16 protein-coding genes are annotated in these 17,721 nt (G+C 67.2%); 12 read left to right on the top strand and 4 right to left on the bottom strand.

Going from position 1 to position 17,721, the window contains the following annotated elements:
* Positions 1-217 precede the first annotated feature (217 nt).
* Positions 218-2,845 (top strand): penicillin-binding protein 1A, encoded by a 2,628-nt coding sequence (locus KB879_RS15955; protein WP_211979397.1) that lies wholly within the window; start codon positions 218-220, stop codon positions 2,843-2,845.
* A 56-nt stretch (positions 2,846-2,901) separates the two neighbouring features.
* On the opposite strand, the gene KB879_RS15960 is transcribed toward KB879_RS15955, so the two are convergent.
* From KB879_RS15960 to KB879_RS15975, 4 genes are all read right to left on the bottom strand, one after another.
* On the bottom strand, positions 2,902-3,303 hold the full coding sequence (locus KB879_RS15960; RefSeq protein ID WP_211979398.1) for a type II toxin-antitoxin system VapC family toxin: 402 nt from the start codon (positions 3,301-3,303) through the stop codon (positions 2,902-2,904).
* Positions 3,303-3,545 carry an antitoxin gene (locus KB879_RS15965; RefSeq protein ID WP_013953739.1) on the bottom strand — a complete coding sequence of 81 codons (243 nt, stop codon included), beginning with the start codon at positions 3,543-3,545 and terminating at the stop codon, positions 3,303-3,305. The genes KB879_RS15960 and KB879_RS15965 overlap by 1 nt, the downstream gene beginning before the upstream one ends.
* A 133-nt stretch (positions 3,546-3,678) precedes the next feature.
* Positions 3,679-5,001 carry a DUF1501 domain-containing protein gene (locus KB879_RS15970; protein WP_211979399.1) on the bottom strand — a complete coding sequence of 441 codons (1,323 nt, stop codon included), beginning with the start codon at positions 4,999-5,001 and terminating at the stop codon, positions 3,679-3,681.
* 13 nt (positions 5,002-5,014) lie between these two features.
* Positions 5,015-6,604: a DUF1800 domain-containing protein gene (locus tag KB879_RS15975; RefSeq protein ID WP_211979400.1), complete on the bottom strand. Its 1,590-nt coding sequence runs from the start codon at positions 6,602-6,604 to the stop codon at positions 5,015-5,017.
* A gap of 199 nt (positions 6,605-6,803) precedes the next feature.
* Between KB879_RS15975 and KB879_RS15980 the strand changes: the two genes are divergently transcribed.
* The 11 genes from KB879_RS15980 (at position 6,804) to KB879_RS16030 (ending at position 17,596) form a co-directional block, all read left to right on the top strand.
* The gene (locus KB879_RS15980; RefSeq protein WP_211979401.1) at positions 6,804-7,727 is read left to right on the top strand and encodes a DMT family transporter; all 924 of its coding nucleotides are present in this window, start codon (positions 6,804-6,806) and stop codon (positions 7,725-7,727) included.
* Complete coding sequence (locus KB879_RS15985; protein ID WP_211979402.1) at positions 7,711-8,475, top strand: AraC family transcriptional regulator; 765 nt, start codon at positions 7,711-7,713, stop codon at positions 8,473-8,475. Before KB879_RS15980 ends, KB879_RS15985 begins: the two co-directional genes overlap by 17 nt.
* Positions 8,476-8,734: 259 nt before the next feature.
* On the top strand, positions 8,735-9,355 hold the full coding sequence (locus KB879_RS15990; protein ID WP_211979403.1) for a hemerythrin domain-containing protein: 621 nt from the start codon (positions 8,735-8,737) through the stop codon (positions 9,353-9,355).
* Positions 9,356-9,595: 240 nt separating this feature from the next.
* The gene (locus KB879_RS15995) at positions 9,596-10,036 is read left to right on the top strand and encodes a bacteriohemerythrin (RefSeq protein WP_249221136.1); all 441 of its coding nucleotides are present in this window, start codon (positions 9,596-9,598) and stop codon (positions 10,034-10,036) included.
* A gap of 51 nt (positions 10,037-10,087) precedes the next feature.
* Positions 10,088-10,600: a MarR family winged helix-turn-helix transcriptional regulator gene (locus KB879_RS16000; protein ID WP_013953747.1), complete on the top strand. Its 513-nt coding sequence runs from the start codon at positions 10,088-10,090 to the stop codon at positions 10,598-10,600.
* A 368-nt stretch (positions 10,601-10,968) separates the two neighbouring features.
* Positions 10,969-12,288 carry a Rieske 2Fe-2S domain-containing protein gene (locus tag KB879_RS16005; protein WP_211979404.1) on the top strand — a complete coding sequence of 440 codons (1,320 nt, stop codon included), beginning with the start codon at positions 10,969-10,971 and terminating at the stop codon, positions 12,286-12,288.
* A gap of 58 nt (positions 12,289-12,346) precedes the next feature.
* Complete coding sequence (locus KB879_RS16010; RefSeq protein WP_211979405.1) at positions 12,347-13,336, top strand: ABC transporter substrate-binding protein; 990 nt, start codon at positions 12,347-12,349, stop codon at positions 13,334-13,336.
* A gap of 49 nt (positions 13,337-13,385) precedes the next feature.
* The gene (nadC, locus tag KB879_RS16015) at positions 13,386-14,246 is read left to right on the top strand and encodes a carboxylating nicotinate-nucleotide diphosphorylase (protein ID WP_013953750.1); all 861 of its coding nucleotides are present in this window, start codon (positions 13,386-13,388) and stop codon (positions 14,244-14,246) included.
* A 14-nt stretch (positions 14,247-14,260) separates the two neighbouring features.
* The gene (locus KB879_RS16020; RefSeq protein WP_211979406.1) at positions 14,261-15,244 is read left to right on the top strand and encodes a PDR/VanB family oxidoreductase; all 984 of its coding nucleotides are present in this window, start codon (positions 14,261-14,263) and stop codon (positions 15,242-15,244) included.
* Positions 15,241-16,470 carry a Gfo/Idh/MocA family protein gene (locus KB879_RS16025; protein ID WP_211979407.1) on the top strand — a complete coding sequence of 410 codons (1,230 nt, stop codon included), beginning with the start codon at positions 15,241-15,243 and terminating at the stop codon, positions 16,468-16,470. Before KB879_RS16020 ends, KB879_RS16025 begins: the two co-directional genes overlap by 4 nt.
* Positions 16,471-16,594: 124 nt before the next feature.
* Positions 16,595-17,596, top strand: a complete 1,002-nt coding sequence (locus KB879_RS16030; protein WP_013953753.1) for a tripartite tricarboxylate transporter substrate binding protein — start codon at positions 16,595-16,597, stop codon at positions 17,594-17,596.
* The last annotated feature ends 125 nt before the right edge of the window (positions 17,597-17,721 follow it).

Consider the following 17,721-nt stretch of genomic DNA (forward strand, 5'->3'; position numbering starts at 1 on the left):
ACGGCGCATCGTCCGCACAAGTTGCGGACTCGGCATTGTCGCGGCGCAATATGAAACCTTTGTGACCCATGCTTTGCAGCAGGAAGTGGCGGATAGCCGCAAATGGGGGTTTTCCCTGTAACCAAGGGGAACGTTTTGGTACGATGCATGCTTTTCCGACGACGGTAATGCCAGTGCCCCGTGCCGCCATGTGCCTGTGCCTCGACCGCTTCGCCTCATGAGGCTGGCTGAGATCAAGACCCGGCTTGCCCCGCTGCTCGCCTCGCTGCAGGCTTCATTGCCTGCCCCCCTCCAGCAACGCCTGTCAGGCATGGCCGCGCGCCTTGCACGCGCCGGCCTGACCCGGCCCGGGTCACTGCGCCCCACGCGGTGCGGCGTGCTGGTGGGCCTGGCCGCCATCCCGGCCGCCTTCCTGCTCTATGTGCTGGTCCTGATCCCGTTCACGCCGGGCATCAGCGATATCCGCAAGGCCAAGTCCGAGCAGCCGGCGCAGGTGCTGTCCGCCGACGGCAAGGAGCTGGCGGTGTTCAAGTGGGCCAACCGCGACTGGGTGCCGCTGTCGCAAATCTCGCCCAATGTGGTGGCTGCGCTGATCGCCACCGAAGACCATCGCTTCTACCAGCACCACGGGCTGGACTGGCGCCGGCTGGCCTCGGCCGCGGTGCATACCTTTTCCGGCGACCGCCAGGGCGGGTCCACCATCACCCAGCAGCTGGCACGCAACCTGTATCCCGATGAAATCGGCCGCGCGCCCACGCTGACGCGCAAGCTCAAGGAAGCCATCACCGCGCTGAAGATCGAGGCGCTCTATACCAAGGACGAGATCCTCGAGACCTATCTCAATACCGTGCCGTTCCTGTACAACGCGTTCGGCATCGAGATGGCGGCGCGCACGTACTTCGACCGCCCGGCCCGCTCGCTGGACGTGCTGCAGAGCGCCACGCTGATCGGCATGCTCAAGGGCAACAGCTACTACAACCCGGTACTCAACCCCGAGCGCGCGCTGGACCGGCGCAATATCGTGCTGGGCCAGATGGTCAAGCGCGGCAAGCTGGATGCGGCGCGCTACGAGCAGCTGAAGAAGCGCCCGCTGCGCATCGACTTCGAACGCCAGACCGAGCCGCCCGGCCCCGCGCCGCACTTCGCGCAGCAACTGCGCAAGTGGCTGATCGGCTGGGCCGACCGCAATGGCTACGACATCTACGCCGATGGGCTGGTGGTGCATACCACCATCGACGCCCGCCTGCAGGCCATGGCCACGCAGGCCGTGGTGCAGCAGGGCAACCGGCTGCAGGCTATCGCCAACGCGGCCTGGGCGCCGCGCGCGGGCTGGGCCGCCAACATGCCGCTGGTGCAGGCCTTCGTGCGCGAGACCCCGGAGTACCGTGCCGCCATCGCCGCCGGCACCGCGCCGGAAGAGGCGCTGCGCCATCTGATGTCCGACAATGCCTTCATGCGCGCGCTGCACCAGCAGAAGACGCGCATCCAGGCCGGCTTCCTGGCCATCGACCCGCGCAACGGCGAGATCCGCGCCTGGGTCGGCAGCCGCGACTACACCCAGGACGCGTTCGACCACGTGCAGCAGGCGCGCCGCCAGCCGGGCTCGACCTTCAAGCCCTTTGTCTACGGCGCGGCCTTTGAAGAAGGCAAGACCCCCGACGACACGCTGATGGACCAGCCGGTGGAAATCGAACTGGCCGGCGGCGAGGTCTGGCGCCCCACCGATGAAGGCCGCCCCACCGGCCGCGCCATGTCACTGCGCGACGGCCTGGTCTATTCGCGCAACACCATCACCGCCCAGCTCATGCACGAAGTGGGGCCGTCCCGCGTCGCGCGGCTGGCCCGCGACATGGGCGTGCGCGACAGCCAGCTCGACCTGGTGCCGTCGCTGGCGCTGGGCACCAGCCCGGTCACGCTCAAGGAGATGGTGGCCGCCTACGGCACCATCGCCAACGCCGGCGACTACATCGCGCCCACCATGGTGACGCGCATCGAAGACCGACAGGGCAATGTGCTGCAGGTATTCCGGCCGGCCCGCGCCGAGCACGCGCTGCCCGCCGCCACCACGCAAACCCTGCTCGACGTCATGCGCGACGTGATCGACCGCGGCACCGGCGCCAGCATCCGCTCGCGCTTCGGCATCCGCGCCGACGTGGCCGGCAAGACCGGCACCACCCAGGACAACGCCGACGGCTGGTTCATTCTGATGCATCCGGAACTGGTGGCGGGCGCCTGGGTCGGCTTCAACGACAGCCGCGTCACGCTGCGCAGCGACTACTGGGGCCAGGGTGCGCACAGCGCGCTGCCGATGGTGGGCGACTTCTACCAGCGCGCGCTGCGCTCACGCATCGTCGACGGCCGCGCGCGCTTTGCCGAGCACGAAGAAACCAGCCTGTTCGCATCGCTGGGCACGCAGCTGCGCGGCTGGTTCAACCAGCTGTTCACGCGCGACAAGGCCAGCGAGACCCCGGCGCCGCGCCCGGCACCGCGCCGTCCGGCGCTGCCCGCGCCGGAGGCCGAGGTCGCGCCGCCGGCCGGCACGGCGTCGTCTGCCGCGGGGGATGTCGGCCCGGATGATTCCAGCCTGGCGTTGGACCGGGGGGAGACGGTGATTGCGGTGCCGCCAGATTCTGCTATGGGCACCACTTCGGCAAGCGGAGTGGAAACGCCGGCAGCATCAGCAGCCACGGCGCCGCCTGGCACATCCGTGCGGCCTGCTTATCCGAGCGCGCCCACGGTTCCGGCCGCGCCTGCCAATGCGCCAGTGGCGCCTGCGCCCGCCTCGCCGCCAGTCGATGCCCCTGCGCCGGCAAACGGCACCCCGAACAATTCTGCGCCGGGCTGACGATTTCGCTATTCCCGCCTAGCGTGAGATTGGCGCCTATGCGCTGGCCTGAAGGCCTACTTCAGCCAGTTTTCGCAGCGCAATCCGTCCACGTGAGAAAACTCCCCGATATTGTCGGTCACTAGCACGGCACCCAGCGATAGAGCGTGCGCCGCGATCAGCATGTCATTGGCGCCAATCACCCGTCCGCTGCGTTCCAGTCCTGCGCGCAACTCGCCGTAGCAAGCGTCAGCATCGCCGCCCAGCGGCAAGACACGCAAGCCAGCCAAAGCCTGGCCGACACGTTGGCTCAGCGCCGGAGAGCCTTTCTTGGCAGCTCCGAATCGGAGTTCGGCCGCCACAATGATGGAAGTGCACAGACTGTCAGGCTCGAGCGCGGCAATACGAGCGGCACAGGGTCCGCGGGTATTGCGAATCGCGTCGGAAATGATGTTCGTATCGAGCAGGAACAAGGACATCAGAGGTCGACATCCTCGGCAGGCAGGTTATCGATCGTCGGCCAATCGACGTCGATAGGCTCCCATTGCGCCAGCAAGGAACGCAATGGCATTGCAGCAACCGGCTCGATGATGAGGTGATTCCCTTCGCGGCGCAGAATGGCTTCCTCCCCCGGCAGTTCGAACTCGCGCGGAATCCGGATCGCCTGATTGCGGCCATTGCGAAACAGCCTGACATGGCGGATTTCATCTGTCGTGGTCATCGGGAACTCCTCAGCATATGCCAAAGCATATGCCAAATTGGAGGCAAGTGCAATCAGCCAACTCGTCGTTAGATCATCACTTTTCCCTTAAACCTGGCCCTTGTACTGACATCGGATCCAGTTGCCACGCCATTTACACCAACCCGATATCCCGCCCCCGGACCCCCGGAAACACCTGCGCCAACCGCGCGTCATCCAGCCCGTACAACTTGCGGAAGACCCCGCCCAGCACCGCCCGGTACTCATTGCGCACCGGCCAGTCGCGGTTCTGGTTGAGCGTGGCCTGTTCCACCGCCACCTGCTCGCCAGCAATGCGGCCGCCGCGCACCGCGCCGCCCGCAGCCCAGTAGACCGTGCCGTGGCCGTGGTCGGTGCCGCGCGTGCCGTTCTCGCGGAAGGTGCGGCCGAACTCGGACAGCACCACCACGGTGGTCTTGTCCCATACAGGACCCATCTCGGCGGCGAAAGCAGACAGGCCGCGGCCGAGGTTGTCGAGCAGGCCGGCCAGCTGCCCCTGCGCGCCGCCCTGGTTGACGTGGGTGTCCCAGCCGCCTACGTCGATAAAGCCGAGGTTGAAGCGCTCGCGCATCAGCCCGGCCATGCGCCGGGCCTCGACCTCGAAACCGCGCGCGCTGAGCGAGCGGCGGTTGGCGGCCTGCATTTCCTGCATGCGCGTGACCATGGTGCCGGCGTCGTTGCCCGACATTCCGGGCTGCGGCTGCGCCTGGCGCGCCACCGTTTCGCGTAACTCGAAGCCTTCATCGATCAGCGACTCAAAGCGGGTTCCGCTGTACATCTGCGCCAGCAGCTTCGCCTGGCGCGCATCGAACGGGGTGCGGCCGCTGCCCTTGAGCGAGACATTGGGCACATCGCGCGGGCCGGACAGCACCATCGGCAGGCCGTCGGTGAAGGCCACTGGCGCAGCCTGCCCGCCCATGGCCTGCGCCAGGCGGTTCAGGAAGCCGCTGCCGCGCAGCGAGGCCACGGCCTTGCGGTCCTCGCCCTCGCCGGGCAAGCCGGCCTCGATCCCGTCCTGGGTCTCGAAGTGGCTGCGCGACAGGTCGTGCGTGCCGGCGAACGGCACGAAGGCCAGCTGGCCGCGCTGCCACAACGGCAGCATCGTCGCGGCCAATGCCGGGTGCAGCGCCCAGTCGCCGATGCCACGCGCGGTGCTGTCGGCCGCAAAAGCCGGCGCCAACGCCACCGCCGCGTTGGGGTCAGCGTCCGCACCGGCCACGGGCGGGCGCCGGATGGCGATATTGGGCCGCGCGGCATAGTAGAAATCGCTGCCCGCCGGCACCAGCACGCTGGCGGCGTCATAGCCGCCGCGCAGGAACACCAGCAGGAAGCGCGCATCGGCCTGCGCCGGCAGCGCATAGACGCGCGAGGCGATGGCGGGCAGCGCCAGCCCCAGCGTGGCGCCGCCCATCGTTTTCAGCCATTGTCGGCGTTCCATGGTCCGCTCCCTGTCAGCGCTGCATCCACTCGGGCGAACCGAGCAGCACGGTATTCCATTCGGCCTGCGATTCGGCCTGGGCCAGCGCGGCGCGCGTGGCGGGGCCAAGGGTGGCTTCGATGGTGTCGTAGTACAGCTTGTTGCCGATCATCGGGAAGCGCGCGCCGCGCGGCCTCGCGCTATCGCCGGCAAACAGTCCCGCCGGCCCCGAGCCGATCGCGCGGGCGATCTCGAAGCGCCGCACCATCTGGCCCGAGCTGGCCCACGCGCTTTCCGACGACGGATAGCCGTCCGGCGCCACGTGGCCGTAGAGCGGCTCGCCAAGCTGGTTCAGCCAGTTCATCACCGGGCGCAGGTTGGCCACGGGACGGCCTTCATAGGCGAGCCGCATCGACGACACCACATAGACCATCGGATCCTTGAACTTGCGCGTGGGCGCGGCCAGTTGCCGGTCCAGTTCCGGCGCCAGGAACAAGGTGCGCAGCACCGCGGTGATATCGCCATCGGTGCGCGTGAAGGTCTGCGCCATGCGCTCGACCAGCGCCGGCGGCGGGTTGTCGGCGATGAAATAGGCCGCCAGCTTGGCGCTGATATAGCGCGCGGTGGCCGGCTCGCGCGCCAGGATCGACACCGCTCGCGCCACTTCGTCGAAACCGGCCGGCTCGATGCGCTGGCCCAGCAGCGTCTTCGCGCCGAAGTCGTGGCGCGCGGGGTTGAATTCGAACAGGCCCTCACTGCGATACAGCCCCGCGCGCGCCGGCGGCAGCCGCGGCGGCGGCGTGCCGCGCAGGTTGACGCCCACGCCGGTCAGCACGCGCGCCAGCTCCTGCACGTCCTGCTGGGTGTAGCGGGAGCCGCTGGGGCCGCCGGAGACGCCCATGGTATGCAGCTCCATCAGCTCGCGCGCGTAGTTCTCGTTGATGCGGTTGGCGCTGCTCTGGGCATTGTCGAGGTAGACCAGCATGGCCGGCGCGGTCACGTTGGCCATCAGCAGGTCGCGGAAGCGACCGAGCGCGTGCGGGCGGATGGCGCGTTCCTCGTAGTCGGCCAGCAGCAGCCGGACCTGGCCCTTGCCCGAGTAGACGTTGAAATGGTTCATCCAGAACCACGTCATCTGCTCGCGCAGCTGCGCCGGCGAGTACAGCGCGCGCAGCAGGTGGCGCCGCGTGGCATCGGCCACGATCTCGCGGCCCTGCGCGTTCAGCACCTGGCGGGCCTGCTGCTTGCTGTCGTCGTCGGGCAGCGCGTCGATGCGCTGGCGGGCGTCGCGCGCGGCCTGGATCTGCGCGGCGGCGTCGGCCTGCAGGTTGGGCAAGGCTGTGATGGCGGCTGCCAGTTCGGGTGGATCGGCCAGCGGCAGCGTCAGTTGCTGGTCGAGGAAGCCCTTGCGGCCCAGCCTGCGCAGGTCGTCAAGGGTGGCCTGGTCAGCGCCGTAGGTGACGGTGTTGAGCCAGCGCAGGTCGGTGGCGGCGGTGCTGCCGCCGGCCTCGGCCGGCACCTGTGCGCAGGCGGCCAGGCATGCGGCCAGTGCCAGTGCCGCGGCGGCCCGCCAGGAGGCGAGCCCGCCACGGCGGGGTTGTCTCGAATGCTGCGCCGGATTCATGCTCGCCTCCTCGCCTTTTTCGATCAGACCATCAGTATGTTACGTGGCAAGCGCACATCCGTTGACCCGGAGGCGCTGCGGGAGTGTTACCAATGCTTTCAGCATGCCGATTGCCGGATTTGCCAAGACAGAGGCGCGCTGCCTGGCTAGCCTAGCGCTTTGCCCATCCGATCCCGCCCCGGCGGAAACGCCTGCTTGCATGTCGCGCCCCCTGTCCGCTGCCGTCTGGCTGCCCACTGTTGCCTTCGTCCTGATCTGGTCCACCGGCTTTATCGTCGGCAAGGCCATCGTGCCGCTGGCCGATACCAGCCTGTTCCTGCTGGGCCGCTTTGCCGTGGCGGGGCTGATGTTCGTGGCGTGGTCGCTGGCCGCGCGCGCGGCCTGGCCGCCGCTGCGCGAGGCGCCGCGCCACCTGCTGGCCGGCGCGCTGATGCAGGGCATCTACCTGTGCGCCGGCTACGGCGCCGTGGCCAGGGGCTTGCCGCCGGCGATCATGGCCCTGCTGGGTGCGCTGCAGCCGCTGCTGACCGCGCTGCTTGCCATCCCCCTGCTGAAAGAGCTACCTTCCAGGCGGACGTGGCAGGGCCTGGCGCTGGGTGCGCTCGGCGTCGCGCTGGTGGTCGCCCCGGCGATGCAGGCCGGCATGCACACGGCCGCGCCGGCCCTGTCGCCCTGGATCGTGCTGCTGGGCGTGCTGGCCATTGTCTCCATCACCATGGGAACCCTCTTGCAGAAGTCCGCCATCGCCGCCTGTGACCTGCGCGCCAGCTCCGCGTGGCAGAACTTGGGCGCCATGCTGGTAGCCGCCGCGATGGTGGCGATCCAGTCCGCCGACACGCCGGTACACTGGCATGGCGGCGTGGCGCTGTGGGCCACACTGGCGTGGGCGGCGATCGGCCTGTCGGGCGCCGGCACCTGGCTGCTGGTCAGCCTGGTGCGGCGCGGCCAGGCCGCCAATGCCGCGGCGCTGATGTTCCTGGCGCCGCCGCTGGCCGCGCTGCAGGCCTGGCTGCTGTTCGGCGAACGGCTGGATGCGGTGCAGGCACTGGGCATGGCGGTGGCCGGGGCGGGCGTCTGGCTGTGCCAGACCCCTGGCAGGTTGCGGCATGCCCAAGCCCGCTGAACCCCACGCCTCGCCGCTGGTCGAGCACCGGCGCTACCGCCCGCAGCCGGACGGCCACCAGCACGGCTACCACCAGTTGCTGTTCGGCCTGGCCGGCTCCACCGAACTGGAGATCGACGGCCACGTCTATCGCGTGGATGACCGCACCGGCCTGATCGTGCCAGCCGGCAGCCATCATGAATTCCTCGGCTTCGACGGTAACCTGCAACTGGTGGCGGACTTCCCGGCGCGTTCGGTGGCGCTGCCCGCGCGGCTGATGGCGCGCCCGCGCACATTCCCGCTGGACGGCGCCTTCGGCAGCCGCGTGCGCGCGCTGGCGGCGTGGCGCGCCGCCGCGGCAGCGCGCGGGCCGCAGACCGACTGGCAGCTGGCGGCCACGCTGGCCGCGGCACTGGCGGACTGCCTCGGCATGCCCGGCGACGAGCAGGTGTTCCCGCTGATGGCCGTGGATGCCTACCTGCGCGCCAACCTGGACTCGCCCCTGCGCGTGGCGGAAGTCGCCGGGCATTTCGGCTGGAGCGTGCGGCGCTTCCAGACCCTGTTTGCCGAGGCCTTCGGCGACACCCCGCACCGCTACCAGACCCGGCTGCGGCTGGACCGCGCGCTGCAGCTGCTGACGCAATCCACGCTGCCGCTGGCCGAGATCGCGCTGGCGTCAGGCTACCCGGACCAGACCACCTTCACGCGCAGCTTCACGCGGCGCTTCGGACAGCCGCCCGGGGCGTGGCGGGCGGTCGCACGCGGCTAGCCTGCCTGCGCCGTAGGCGATTCCGGCACCGGACTAACCGTGGTGACCCTCTCGCGTCGAGGCGAGTTAGAGGGCGGCGCAGGTTGAACGTGCGGCGTATAAGGCTTCCGCCCCTTGCGAGATCCGAGCGCTTAGCGCCGCATTGATCTGCGTCAGACTTAGATCATGCAGGGAAGCTATTGTGTCAATGAGGGCCCCGCGAGTCCCGATATCGTATCGGACTCAACGGTCTGCTTGCCCAGTTTCCCAGGAGGGCGCCATGGCCACCCCACTCGTCACCTCGCTTTCGACTTCACCTTCCGCCGCGCTTTCCACCCCGAGCCCGACACCGCTTGCCGCCTGGCATACCGACCATATCCATTTCGCCTCAATGCTCGACCTGCTGGAAAAGCAGGTCAGCACCTTCCATCAGGGAGAGCAGCCCGACTACGGCCTGATGGCCACGATCATCCACTACATGCGCAACTATGGCGATTGTGTGCACCACCCCCGTGAGGATGTTGCCTACGCGCTGCTCGTCGACCGGGATCCCGGCACGCGGATCATCATCAGCCGGTTACTGCAGGAACATCGCGTGATCGCCACGGTCGGCGCGGAATTGCTCGACCGCCTGCGTGAAGCCCAGAGCGAAGTGGTCACCTCGCGAGCGGCACTCGAAGCGGCCGCCGCCATGTACCTGGTGTACTACCGCAACCATCTCTCCACCGAGGAGAAACAGGTCATGCCGCGCGCCGCCCGGTTCCTGACCGAAGCGGACTGGGCGGAGGTCGCCGCCATCGATCCGGCCAGTGCCGATCCGCTATTCGGCGCCAATGTGGAGAAGCGCTTCGCGACCTTGCGCAAACAGATCGACAGCGAAGCGAACGCGTCCATGCGCTGAACGTCGGTGGCTGCGCGGCACTGCCGGGCCTCGGCTCAGAACTTATGCCTGCGGCGCGAGGGCACATGCCGGCCGCCGTCAGCAAGCGATCGGCGAACGGGATCCGGGCGTCTTCGCCAAGCCGTGCAGCCAACAGCACTCCGCGCCATGCTCATTGTCGTTGCCTACGGAACCGGTCTATCCTACAATACTTAGGCTCCTAATAATATGACTGGAGGCATGATGGCAGCGCACAATCCAATGTACTGGCATGACGGTCTACTGATCGGTCATTCCGCTATTGACGACGAACATCGACGGTTTGCGGCACTCATCCAGTCGTTGCGCGTAGCGCCTGTTGAGCGCCTGGCGCAGATGCTGGAGGAACTGCTGCAACTGGCACGAGCGCATTTCCTGCACGAGGACAGCCTTATGGAGGCAACGGCCTTTCCGCCGCGCAAGTGCCACATTGGCGAACATGCAGCCGTGCTGGCCTCGATATCCGGCGTGCAGGCAAGGCTCGTACGGGGGGAGGTGGCGGTTGCGCGCCGGCTGGCTGAAGAACTGGAGCAGTGGTTCCCCGCACATGTCCAGCATCTGGATTCGGCGCTGGCGCACTGGATCTGCAAGCAGCACGCCGGCGCCAAGCCGGTCGTCCTGCGCAGGAACCTGGAAGCCCGTCCCGCCGCGGAGCCTGCGTAAAGCACAGACAAGCCGTGGCAGAATACGCTTTTGCCCTTGCTTCCCGCCCTTATGTCGAAAGCCTCTGCAGTCAGAGAACAGGAAATCGCCCAGCGCGTCCTGCGCCGCTGGCACGACGACGTGCCCAATGATCGCCTTGCGCATCTTGTGAAAGACGCGACGCGGGTCTTCCTGCGCGCGCTGCAGCACCGGCTCTCCCAGCATGACGTGCAGCTTGGCCACTGGACCTTCCTGCGCATTCTCTGGGAACGCGACGGCATCACCAAGCGTGAGCTCAGCATTGAAGCAGGCGTGATGGAGCCGACCACATTCGCGGCCTTGCAAGCCATGGAGGCGCTCGGCTATGTCACGCTGGAGCGCCGGCCGACCAATCGCAAGAACATCTATGTGTTCCTCACGCCATTGGGCAAGCGGCTGCGCAAGACGCTGGTACCGTTGGCCGAAGAGGTCAATGCGGTGGCGGTCCAGCATCTCGCCACGGAAGAAGTCGCCACCACGCGCCGCGCCCTGCTGGTGATGATCGACAACCTGACCCGCGACCAGCAAGGTATCGAGCAAGCGTAAGCGACTGCACGGGGAGGACTGCGGCTGGCAGTCCTGTTTTCCCCAACACATCTCCAGCCGCCCCCCTCCTCCCTCCCGCTCTCAATCTTCCAGGCTGCGACCTGCTTCGCAGCCGGCACGTATTCGCCTTTCCGCCGAGCATCTGGCAAGCCGATGCCTTGCTTCCCGTCCGTCCGCGCATTGCGCACGTGACTGTGACAGCGCACGCCCTCTTTTCATTAGCCTCCTAAGTATTTTCCCTTGGTTTTCCCAATCCCGCCTTGCCACCGATGTTTGCTCTGATTATTCTTAGTCCACTAAGTATTTTCAAGCAAAGCCAGAACGCCAGACCGGCCAGCGCCGGAGATGCGCTGGCCAGGAGCCCCCAAATGATGACGAAGGAAGAAAACGATCTGTTGTGCCGTGTAGAAGGCGATGCGCCGATGGGGCAGCTGATGCGCCGGCATTGGACGCCGGTCTGCCTGCTCGAGGAGGTGACGGAGCCCGATGGCGCGCCGGTGAAGGCGCGCGTGTTCGGCGAAGACCTGGTCGTGTTCCGCGACAGCGACGGCCGCGTCGGGGTGATGGACGAGTACTGCCCGCACCGCAGGGCATCACTGGTCTTCGGCCGCAACGAGGACGGCGGCCTGCGCTGCCTTTATCACGGCTGGAAGATGGATGTGGAGGGCAACGTGCTGGAGATGGTCTCCGAGCCCGCATCCAGCGGCATGGCAGAGAAGGTCAAGCACAAGGCCTATCCGGTCAAGGAATGGGGCGGCATGGTCTGGGCATACATGGGACCGGCGGACGCGGTGCCGGAATTCGTGCCGCCACGCTGGGCGCCGACCGAGGACACCCGCGTCAGCATCGCCAAGGTGCTGCTGCCTTGCAACTGGGCCCAGGTGCTGGAGGGTGCGATCGATTCCGCGCACAGCTCGAGCCTGCACAGCTCGGACATGGTGCCGGCGCGCGTGGACTGCGCCAAGGCAACCGACAGCCTGTGGCTGCGCCCTTCGACCGACAAGGCGCCGCGGCTGCAGGTGCAGCGCGGCGGCTACGGGTTCCGCTACGCCGCCATCCGCAGGCCGATCCAGCAGGCGCAGACGCATGACTATGTGCGCTCCACGGTCTTCGTCGCGCCGGCAACCGCGCTGATCCCGCCGAACAACCTCTACAACGTCGCCAACATCAATGTGCCGATGGACGACACCAACACGGCGTTCTACTTCATCGCCTGGGGCCATCCGGCGCAGACTCCTGAAACGGAGACGTGGCGCAAGTTCCTGCGCCAGACCGTCGGCGTGGACCTGGACGCGTACTACCGCCCGCTGCGCAACATCGACAACCGCTTCTGGCAGGACCGCCAGGCGATGAAGGCGGGCAACTTCACCGGGATTGCCGGCTTCCCGAACCAGGACGTCGCGATGTGGCTGACGATGGGCCCGATCGCCGACCGCAGCCATGACCGGCTGGGCGCGAGCGATCTCGCCATCGTCGAGTTCCGCAAGCAGATGCTGGATGCCGTCCGGGCGTTCCAGCAAGGCGGCGAAGCGATCGGCACGGGTGCCAAAGCGATTCCCGCCGACGTCTGCGCGTTCCAGGCGGTGGTGCCAAAGTCCGATGACTGGCGTACGTTCAACGTGCAATACGTCTGGGCCGGCGGACCCGAACTGCCCGAGCTGGAGCCGTCGTACTCCGTCACGGCGTGAGGAGCACATCCCCCGCTGACCGCCACCCGCATTCCCCCGAGCCCCCACTCCATCACCGATGACCAAACTCCGCCTCTCCGTCGCCATGGGCGACTATGACCGTACCCGCGCGCTACTCGATGGCCGCGTCCAGATCGACGGCGTCGATCCCGTCTACATGACGCTCAACCCGGAGGAAATGTTCTTCCGCGCCATGCGCAGCCAGGACTTCGATATCAGCGAGCTGTCGTTCTCGAGCTACCTGGTCAAGCATGCGCGCGGCGACTGTCCGTACATCGCGGTGCCCGTCTTTCTCTCGCGGGCGTTCCGCCACACCTCCATCTACGTGCGCAAGGATCGTATCGGGCGTCCCCAGGACCTGAAGGGCTGCCGCATCGGCATTCCGGAGTACCAGCTCACCGCGATCGTGTGGGCGCGCGCGGTCCTGCAGGACGACTTTGGCATCCACCCGTCCGATGTGACCTGGGTACGCGGCGGCATCGATACGCCGGGGCGTCCGGAAAAGGTGAAGCTGAAGCTTCCCGCCGATGTCCGCGTGGAGGCCGCGCCCGAAGGCCGCACCATCTCCGAGCTGCTGGACAGCGGTGAGATCGACGGCTTTATCGCGCCGCGGCCCCCGGGCGCGGCGGCGCTGCGCAACGAGAACGTGGGCTGGCTCTTCGACGATCCGACCGCCGAGGCGAAAGACTACTTCCGGCGCACCGCCGTGTTTCCCATCATGCATGTGGTGGGCATCCGCAAGACCCTCGCCGAGGCGCAGCCGTGGTTGCCGGGCGCCGTCTTCAAGGCGTTCAGCCAGTCCAAGGCCCACGCGCTGGCGCAGCTGTCCGATACGTCCGCGACCAAGGTGACGATGCCGTTCGTGGAAGAGATGCTGAAGGCCGCCCGCGAGACGCTGGGCGAGGACTACTGGTCGTACGGCGTGCAGGCAAACCTGCGCACGCTGGAGACGTTCTCCCGCCATCACCATGGCCAGGGCCTGTCCGAGCGGCTGGTGCCGGTGGAGGAGATGTTCCACCCCGCCACCTACGAGTCCTACAGCATCTGACAAACGCGCGGCGGGGCCATGCCGCGCCCGCGCACCTCCAGGAGCAAAGATGTTCGAGTACAACGAAACCCTTGAGCAGGCCCTGCGACGCAACGTCGACGACGCGCTGCGCGAGGACATCGGGCGCGCCGACTGGACGGCGCAGCTCGTGCCGGCGGCCAGGCGCGTGCAAGCGCGCGTGGTGGCGAAGGAAAACGCTGTGATCGCGGGCCAGCCGTGGTTCGACGCATGCGTGGCGCGGCTCGATCCGGACGCCCTGATCGCATGGCGGATTGCCGAGGGCGACGCCGTGCTGGCCGGCTCCGAGGTCTGCCGCATCACCGGTGACGCGCGGGCGCTGCTGTCCGCGGAGCGCCCTGCGCTGAATTTCCTGCAGACGCTGTCCGGCGTCGCCACCGTGACGCGCCGCTACATCGAGCGGATCGCCGGCGTGTCGCCCAATCCGAACGGCTGCGCGATGCTCGACACGCGCAAGACGCTGCCTGGCCTGCGCCTGGCCCAGAAGTACGCCGTCCGCGTGGGCGGCGGCGCCAACCATCGCCTGGGGCTGTGGGACGGCATCCTGATCAAGGAGAACCATATCGCCGCGGCCGGCGGCGTGCGCGAGGCGCTCGAACGCGCGGCGCAGCTCGGCGCCGATGTGCCGGCGCAGATCGAAGTGGAAGACCTGGAGGAGCTGGCGGCGGCACTGGCCGCCGGGGCCACCAGCATCCTGCTGGACGACTTCAGCCTCGACGACATGCGTCGCGCCTGTGCGCTGAACGCCGGGCGGGCGCAGCTGGAGGTCTCCGGTGGCGTCGACCTCAAATCGCTGCAGGCCATCGCCGCCACCGGCGTGGACCGGATCTCCAGCGGCAAGCTGACCAAGGACGTGCGCGCGATCGACCTGTCGATGCGCATCGTCGACTGACAGGAATGCGCATCATGACTACCACACCGCTCCATCCCGAGCCCCACGCAGATACGCCGATGCTGCTGCGCATCGCGCGCATCCAGGACGCCGCGCAAGGCATCCGCAGCTTTGAGTTCGTGCAGGCGGACGGCACCGAGCTGCCTCCGTTCACGCCGGGCTCTCACATCAAGGTGCAGGTGCCCAACGGCATGCTGCGCAAGTACTCGCTATGCAACGACCCCGCCGAGCGTAACCGCTACATGATCACCGTGAAGCGCGACGAACAGGGACAGGGTGGCTCGAAGAGCCTGTGCGACGATGCCAGCGAAGGCGACCTGATCCCGGTCGGCTTGCCCGACAATGCCTTCCCGCTGCTGGAGGACGCCAAGGCATTCGTCTTCATCGCCGGAGGCATCGGCATCACGCCGATTCTGTCGATGATCCGCAGCTTTGGCGAGCTTTCCACCGCAAAATGGCGGCTCTATTACTTCACGCGCTCGCCCGAGAGCACCGCCTTCCTGGACGAACTGCAGGCGCCCGAACTCAAGGGAAAGGTGAAGATCCACCACGATTTCGGCGATCCCGCCAAGGCCTTCGATCTGTGGCCGGTGCTCGAGCGTCCGAGCGACACCCACATCTACTGCTGCGGTCCGCGCGGCCTGATGGAGGCGGTGCGCGACATGTCGGGGCACTGGCCCGCCACCCGGATCCACTTCGAAAGCTTCAACGAGGGCGGCGGCGTGCGTGCCGACGACAAGCCGTTCGACGTGGTGCTCAGCCGCAGCGGGCAACGCTACGAAGTGCCGGTCGGCGCGAGCATCCTGAACGTGCTGCGCCAGCATGGCTGCAATGTGCCATCGTCCTGCGAGAGCGGCACTTGCGGCACATGCCGTACCGGGCTGGTCTCGGGCGAGGCGGACCATCGCGACATGGTGCTGATGCCGGAGGAGATGGACCACCAGGTGATGATCTGCGTCTCGCGGGCAAAGTGCGCCGAACTGGTGATCGACCTATGAGCGCCAACGCAACCCGGCAAGTGCGCCTGGGCGTGGTCGGGCTCGGCCGGGCCTTCTCGCTGATGCTGCCTACGTTCCTCGCGGATCAGCGCGTGCGCCTCGCCGCCGCCTGCGATCCCCGCGAGGCGGCACGCGTGCAGTTCGCGCGCGATTTCAATGCGCCCGTCTATGAGGACCTGGCGGCCATGGCGGCGTCGCCAGACCTTGACGCCATCTACATCGCGAGCCCTCATCAGTACCATGCTGCGCACGCGTGCCTGGCGGCGGAAAGCGGCAAGCACCTGCTCGTGGAGAAGCCGATGGCGATCTCGCTCGCGGAGTGCGACCGGATCATCGCGGCTTGCGAGCGCGGCGGCGTACGGATAATCGTGGGGCATTGCCACAGCTTCGATTCGCCATACCTGCACGCGCGGCAACTAATCGCGTCAGGGCGCTTCGGCGCAGTGCGCATGATTCACGCGCTGAACTACACCGACTTCCTGTATCGCCCGCGGCGCCCCGAGGAATTGCAGACGGAGGCCGGTGGCGGCGTGGTGTTCAGCCAGGCCGCGCACCAGGTCGACGTGGTGCGCTTGCTGGCAGGCGCGCCCGCCACACGTGTGCGGGCGACACTGGGCAGATGGGACCCGGCCCGGCCGACCGAGGGCGCCTATAGCGCCATGCTCTGGTTCGAGGACGGTGCCTACGCGTCGCTGACCTACAGCGGCTATGGCCGTTTCGACACGGACCCGTGGAACGGCGGCTTCAGCGAAATGGGATTCGCCACGCGCGAGGAGGACTACGGCCGCGCACGGCGCAAGCTGGCGTCGATCGGCTCGGCGCAGGCGGAGGCGCGCCTGAAGACGGATGGCACCTACGGCGGCCCGTCGTGGCAGGCCCCGGCCGGCACGGAACGCGCGCTCGCCAACCAGCACTTCGGGCCGGTCATCGTGAGTTGCGAACATGCCGATATCCGGCCGATGCCGGACGGCATCTGGATCTACGCCGACACGCAGCGCGAGCACATCCCCCTGCCGGCACCGGCGGTGCCCCGCTTCGAGGTCATCGACGAACTGGTCGACGCCGTCATCCATGGCCGCGACCCGCTCCATGACGGCGCGTGGGCGCGGTCCACGCTCGAGGTCTGCCTGGCGATGCTGACCTCGGCACGCGAGGATCGGGACGTCACGCTCACGCGCCGGGCGAGGGCTTCGCCATATCCTGTCGACGTATCACCGGTCGCCTGACCCCATGGCTCGCCCAAGACCACCATCCGGGTAACCCCCGCGCAGCGAGCCCACGAATGCCGTCGTCAGAACGGCATCGCCAAGGGTCGCCGCATGCACTACGATCGTAAAGTGGAGACAACACATGAACCGCCCCCAAATCCGCCTAGCACGACGCAGGCTTTGCCTCAGCCTGGGCCTCGGCCTCACCGCAGCATTCGTTCCCGCATTGGCCATGGCCAGCACCGATGCCTGGCCCACCAAGCCCATCCGCTTTATCGTTCCCTACGCGCCCGGAGGCTTGCCTGACACCGTTGCGCGCGTTTTGTCCCAGCAACTCACCCAGCGCCTGGGCAAGCCGGTGGTCGTTGACAACCGGCCCGGCGCCAATGGCGTGGTCGCCGCCCAGGCGCTCATGACGAGCCCTGCCGACGGCTACACGTTCCTGGTGACCGACGGCTCGATGATGTCCATCAATCCGGCGATTTACAAAAACCTGTCGTATGAACCCAAGCGCGACTTCGTACCCGTCTCGCTTGCCGCCAGGTCCCCGCTCTTCCTCGCCGTCAATGCACGCGTTCCAGCCAACTCACTCAACGATTTCGTCGCGCTGGCAAAATCCAAATCTGGCACGCTCAACTATGGATCTTCCGGCATCGGCAGCACCCATCACCTGTCGATGGAAGCACTGAAAACCGCGCTCAAGCTGGATATCAAGCACGTACCGTTTCGTGGCTCCGGCCAGTCCGTTCCGGCTTTGATCGGGGACCAGGTCCAGGTGGTGTTTGCTGCCTTGCCGTCGCTGTCAGGCTTCGTCAAATCGGGCCAGGTCAAGATTCTCGGCACCAACTCCCTGCAGCGCTCCGCTCTTGCGCCTAAGATTCCGGCAATCTCCGAGGTGGTGCCAGGATACGACTTCGCTGTGACGGTCGGGTTGCTTGCCGCAAAGGGAACCTCGGACGCCGTGGTCAAGAAAATGGCCGACGCGGTTTCCGAGGCAGTCAAAATGCCCGAGGTGGTCTCGCAGTTCCACGTTGCCGGTATCGAACCCGTGGGAGGATCCAGTGCGGACTACGCGAAGGTCATTGCCGACGAGGCGGCTCGCTATGCGCAGACCATCAAGGTTGCGCATGTCGTGGCCGAGTAAGTAGCAAAGTCCATCCGACGCTATTCCTGAGCCTGATGACCAGGCTCAGGATTCACGCCTGCCGAGCGCTCTCGACAACACACCAGCCTCTGCAATCAGGAGCAGACGGCGCTGTGGCTGCAGCG

It is taken from the genome of Cupriavidus sp. KK10, assembly GCF_018223725.1.
Lineage (GTDB): Bacteria > Pseudomonadota > Gammaproteobacteria > Burkholderiales > Burkholderiaceae > Cupriavidus > Cupriavidus necator.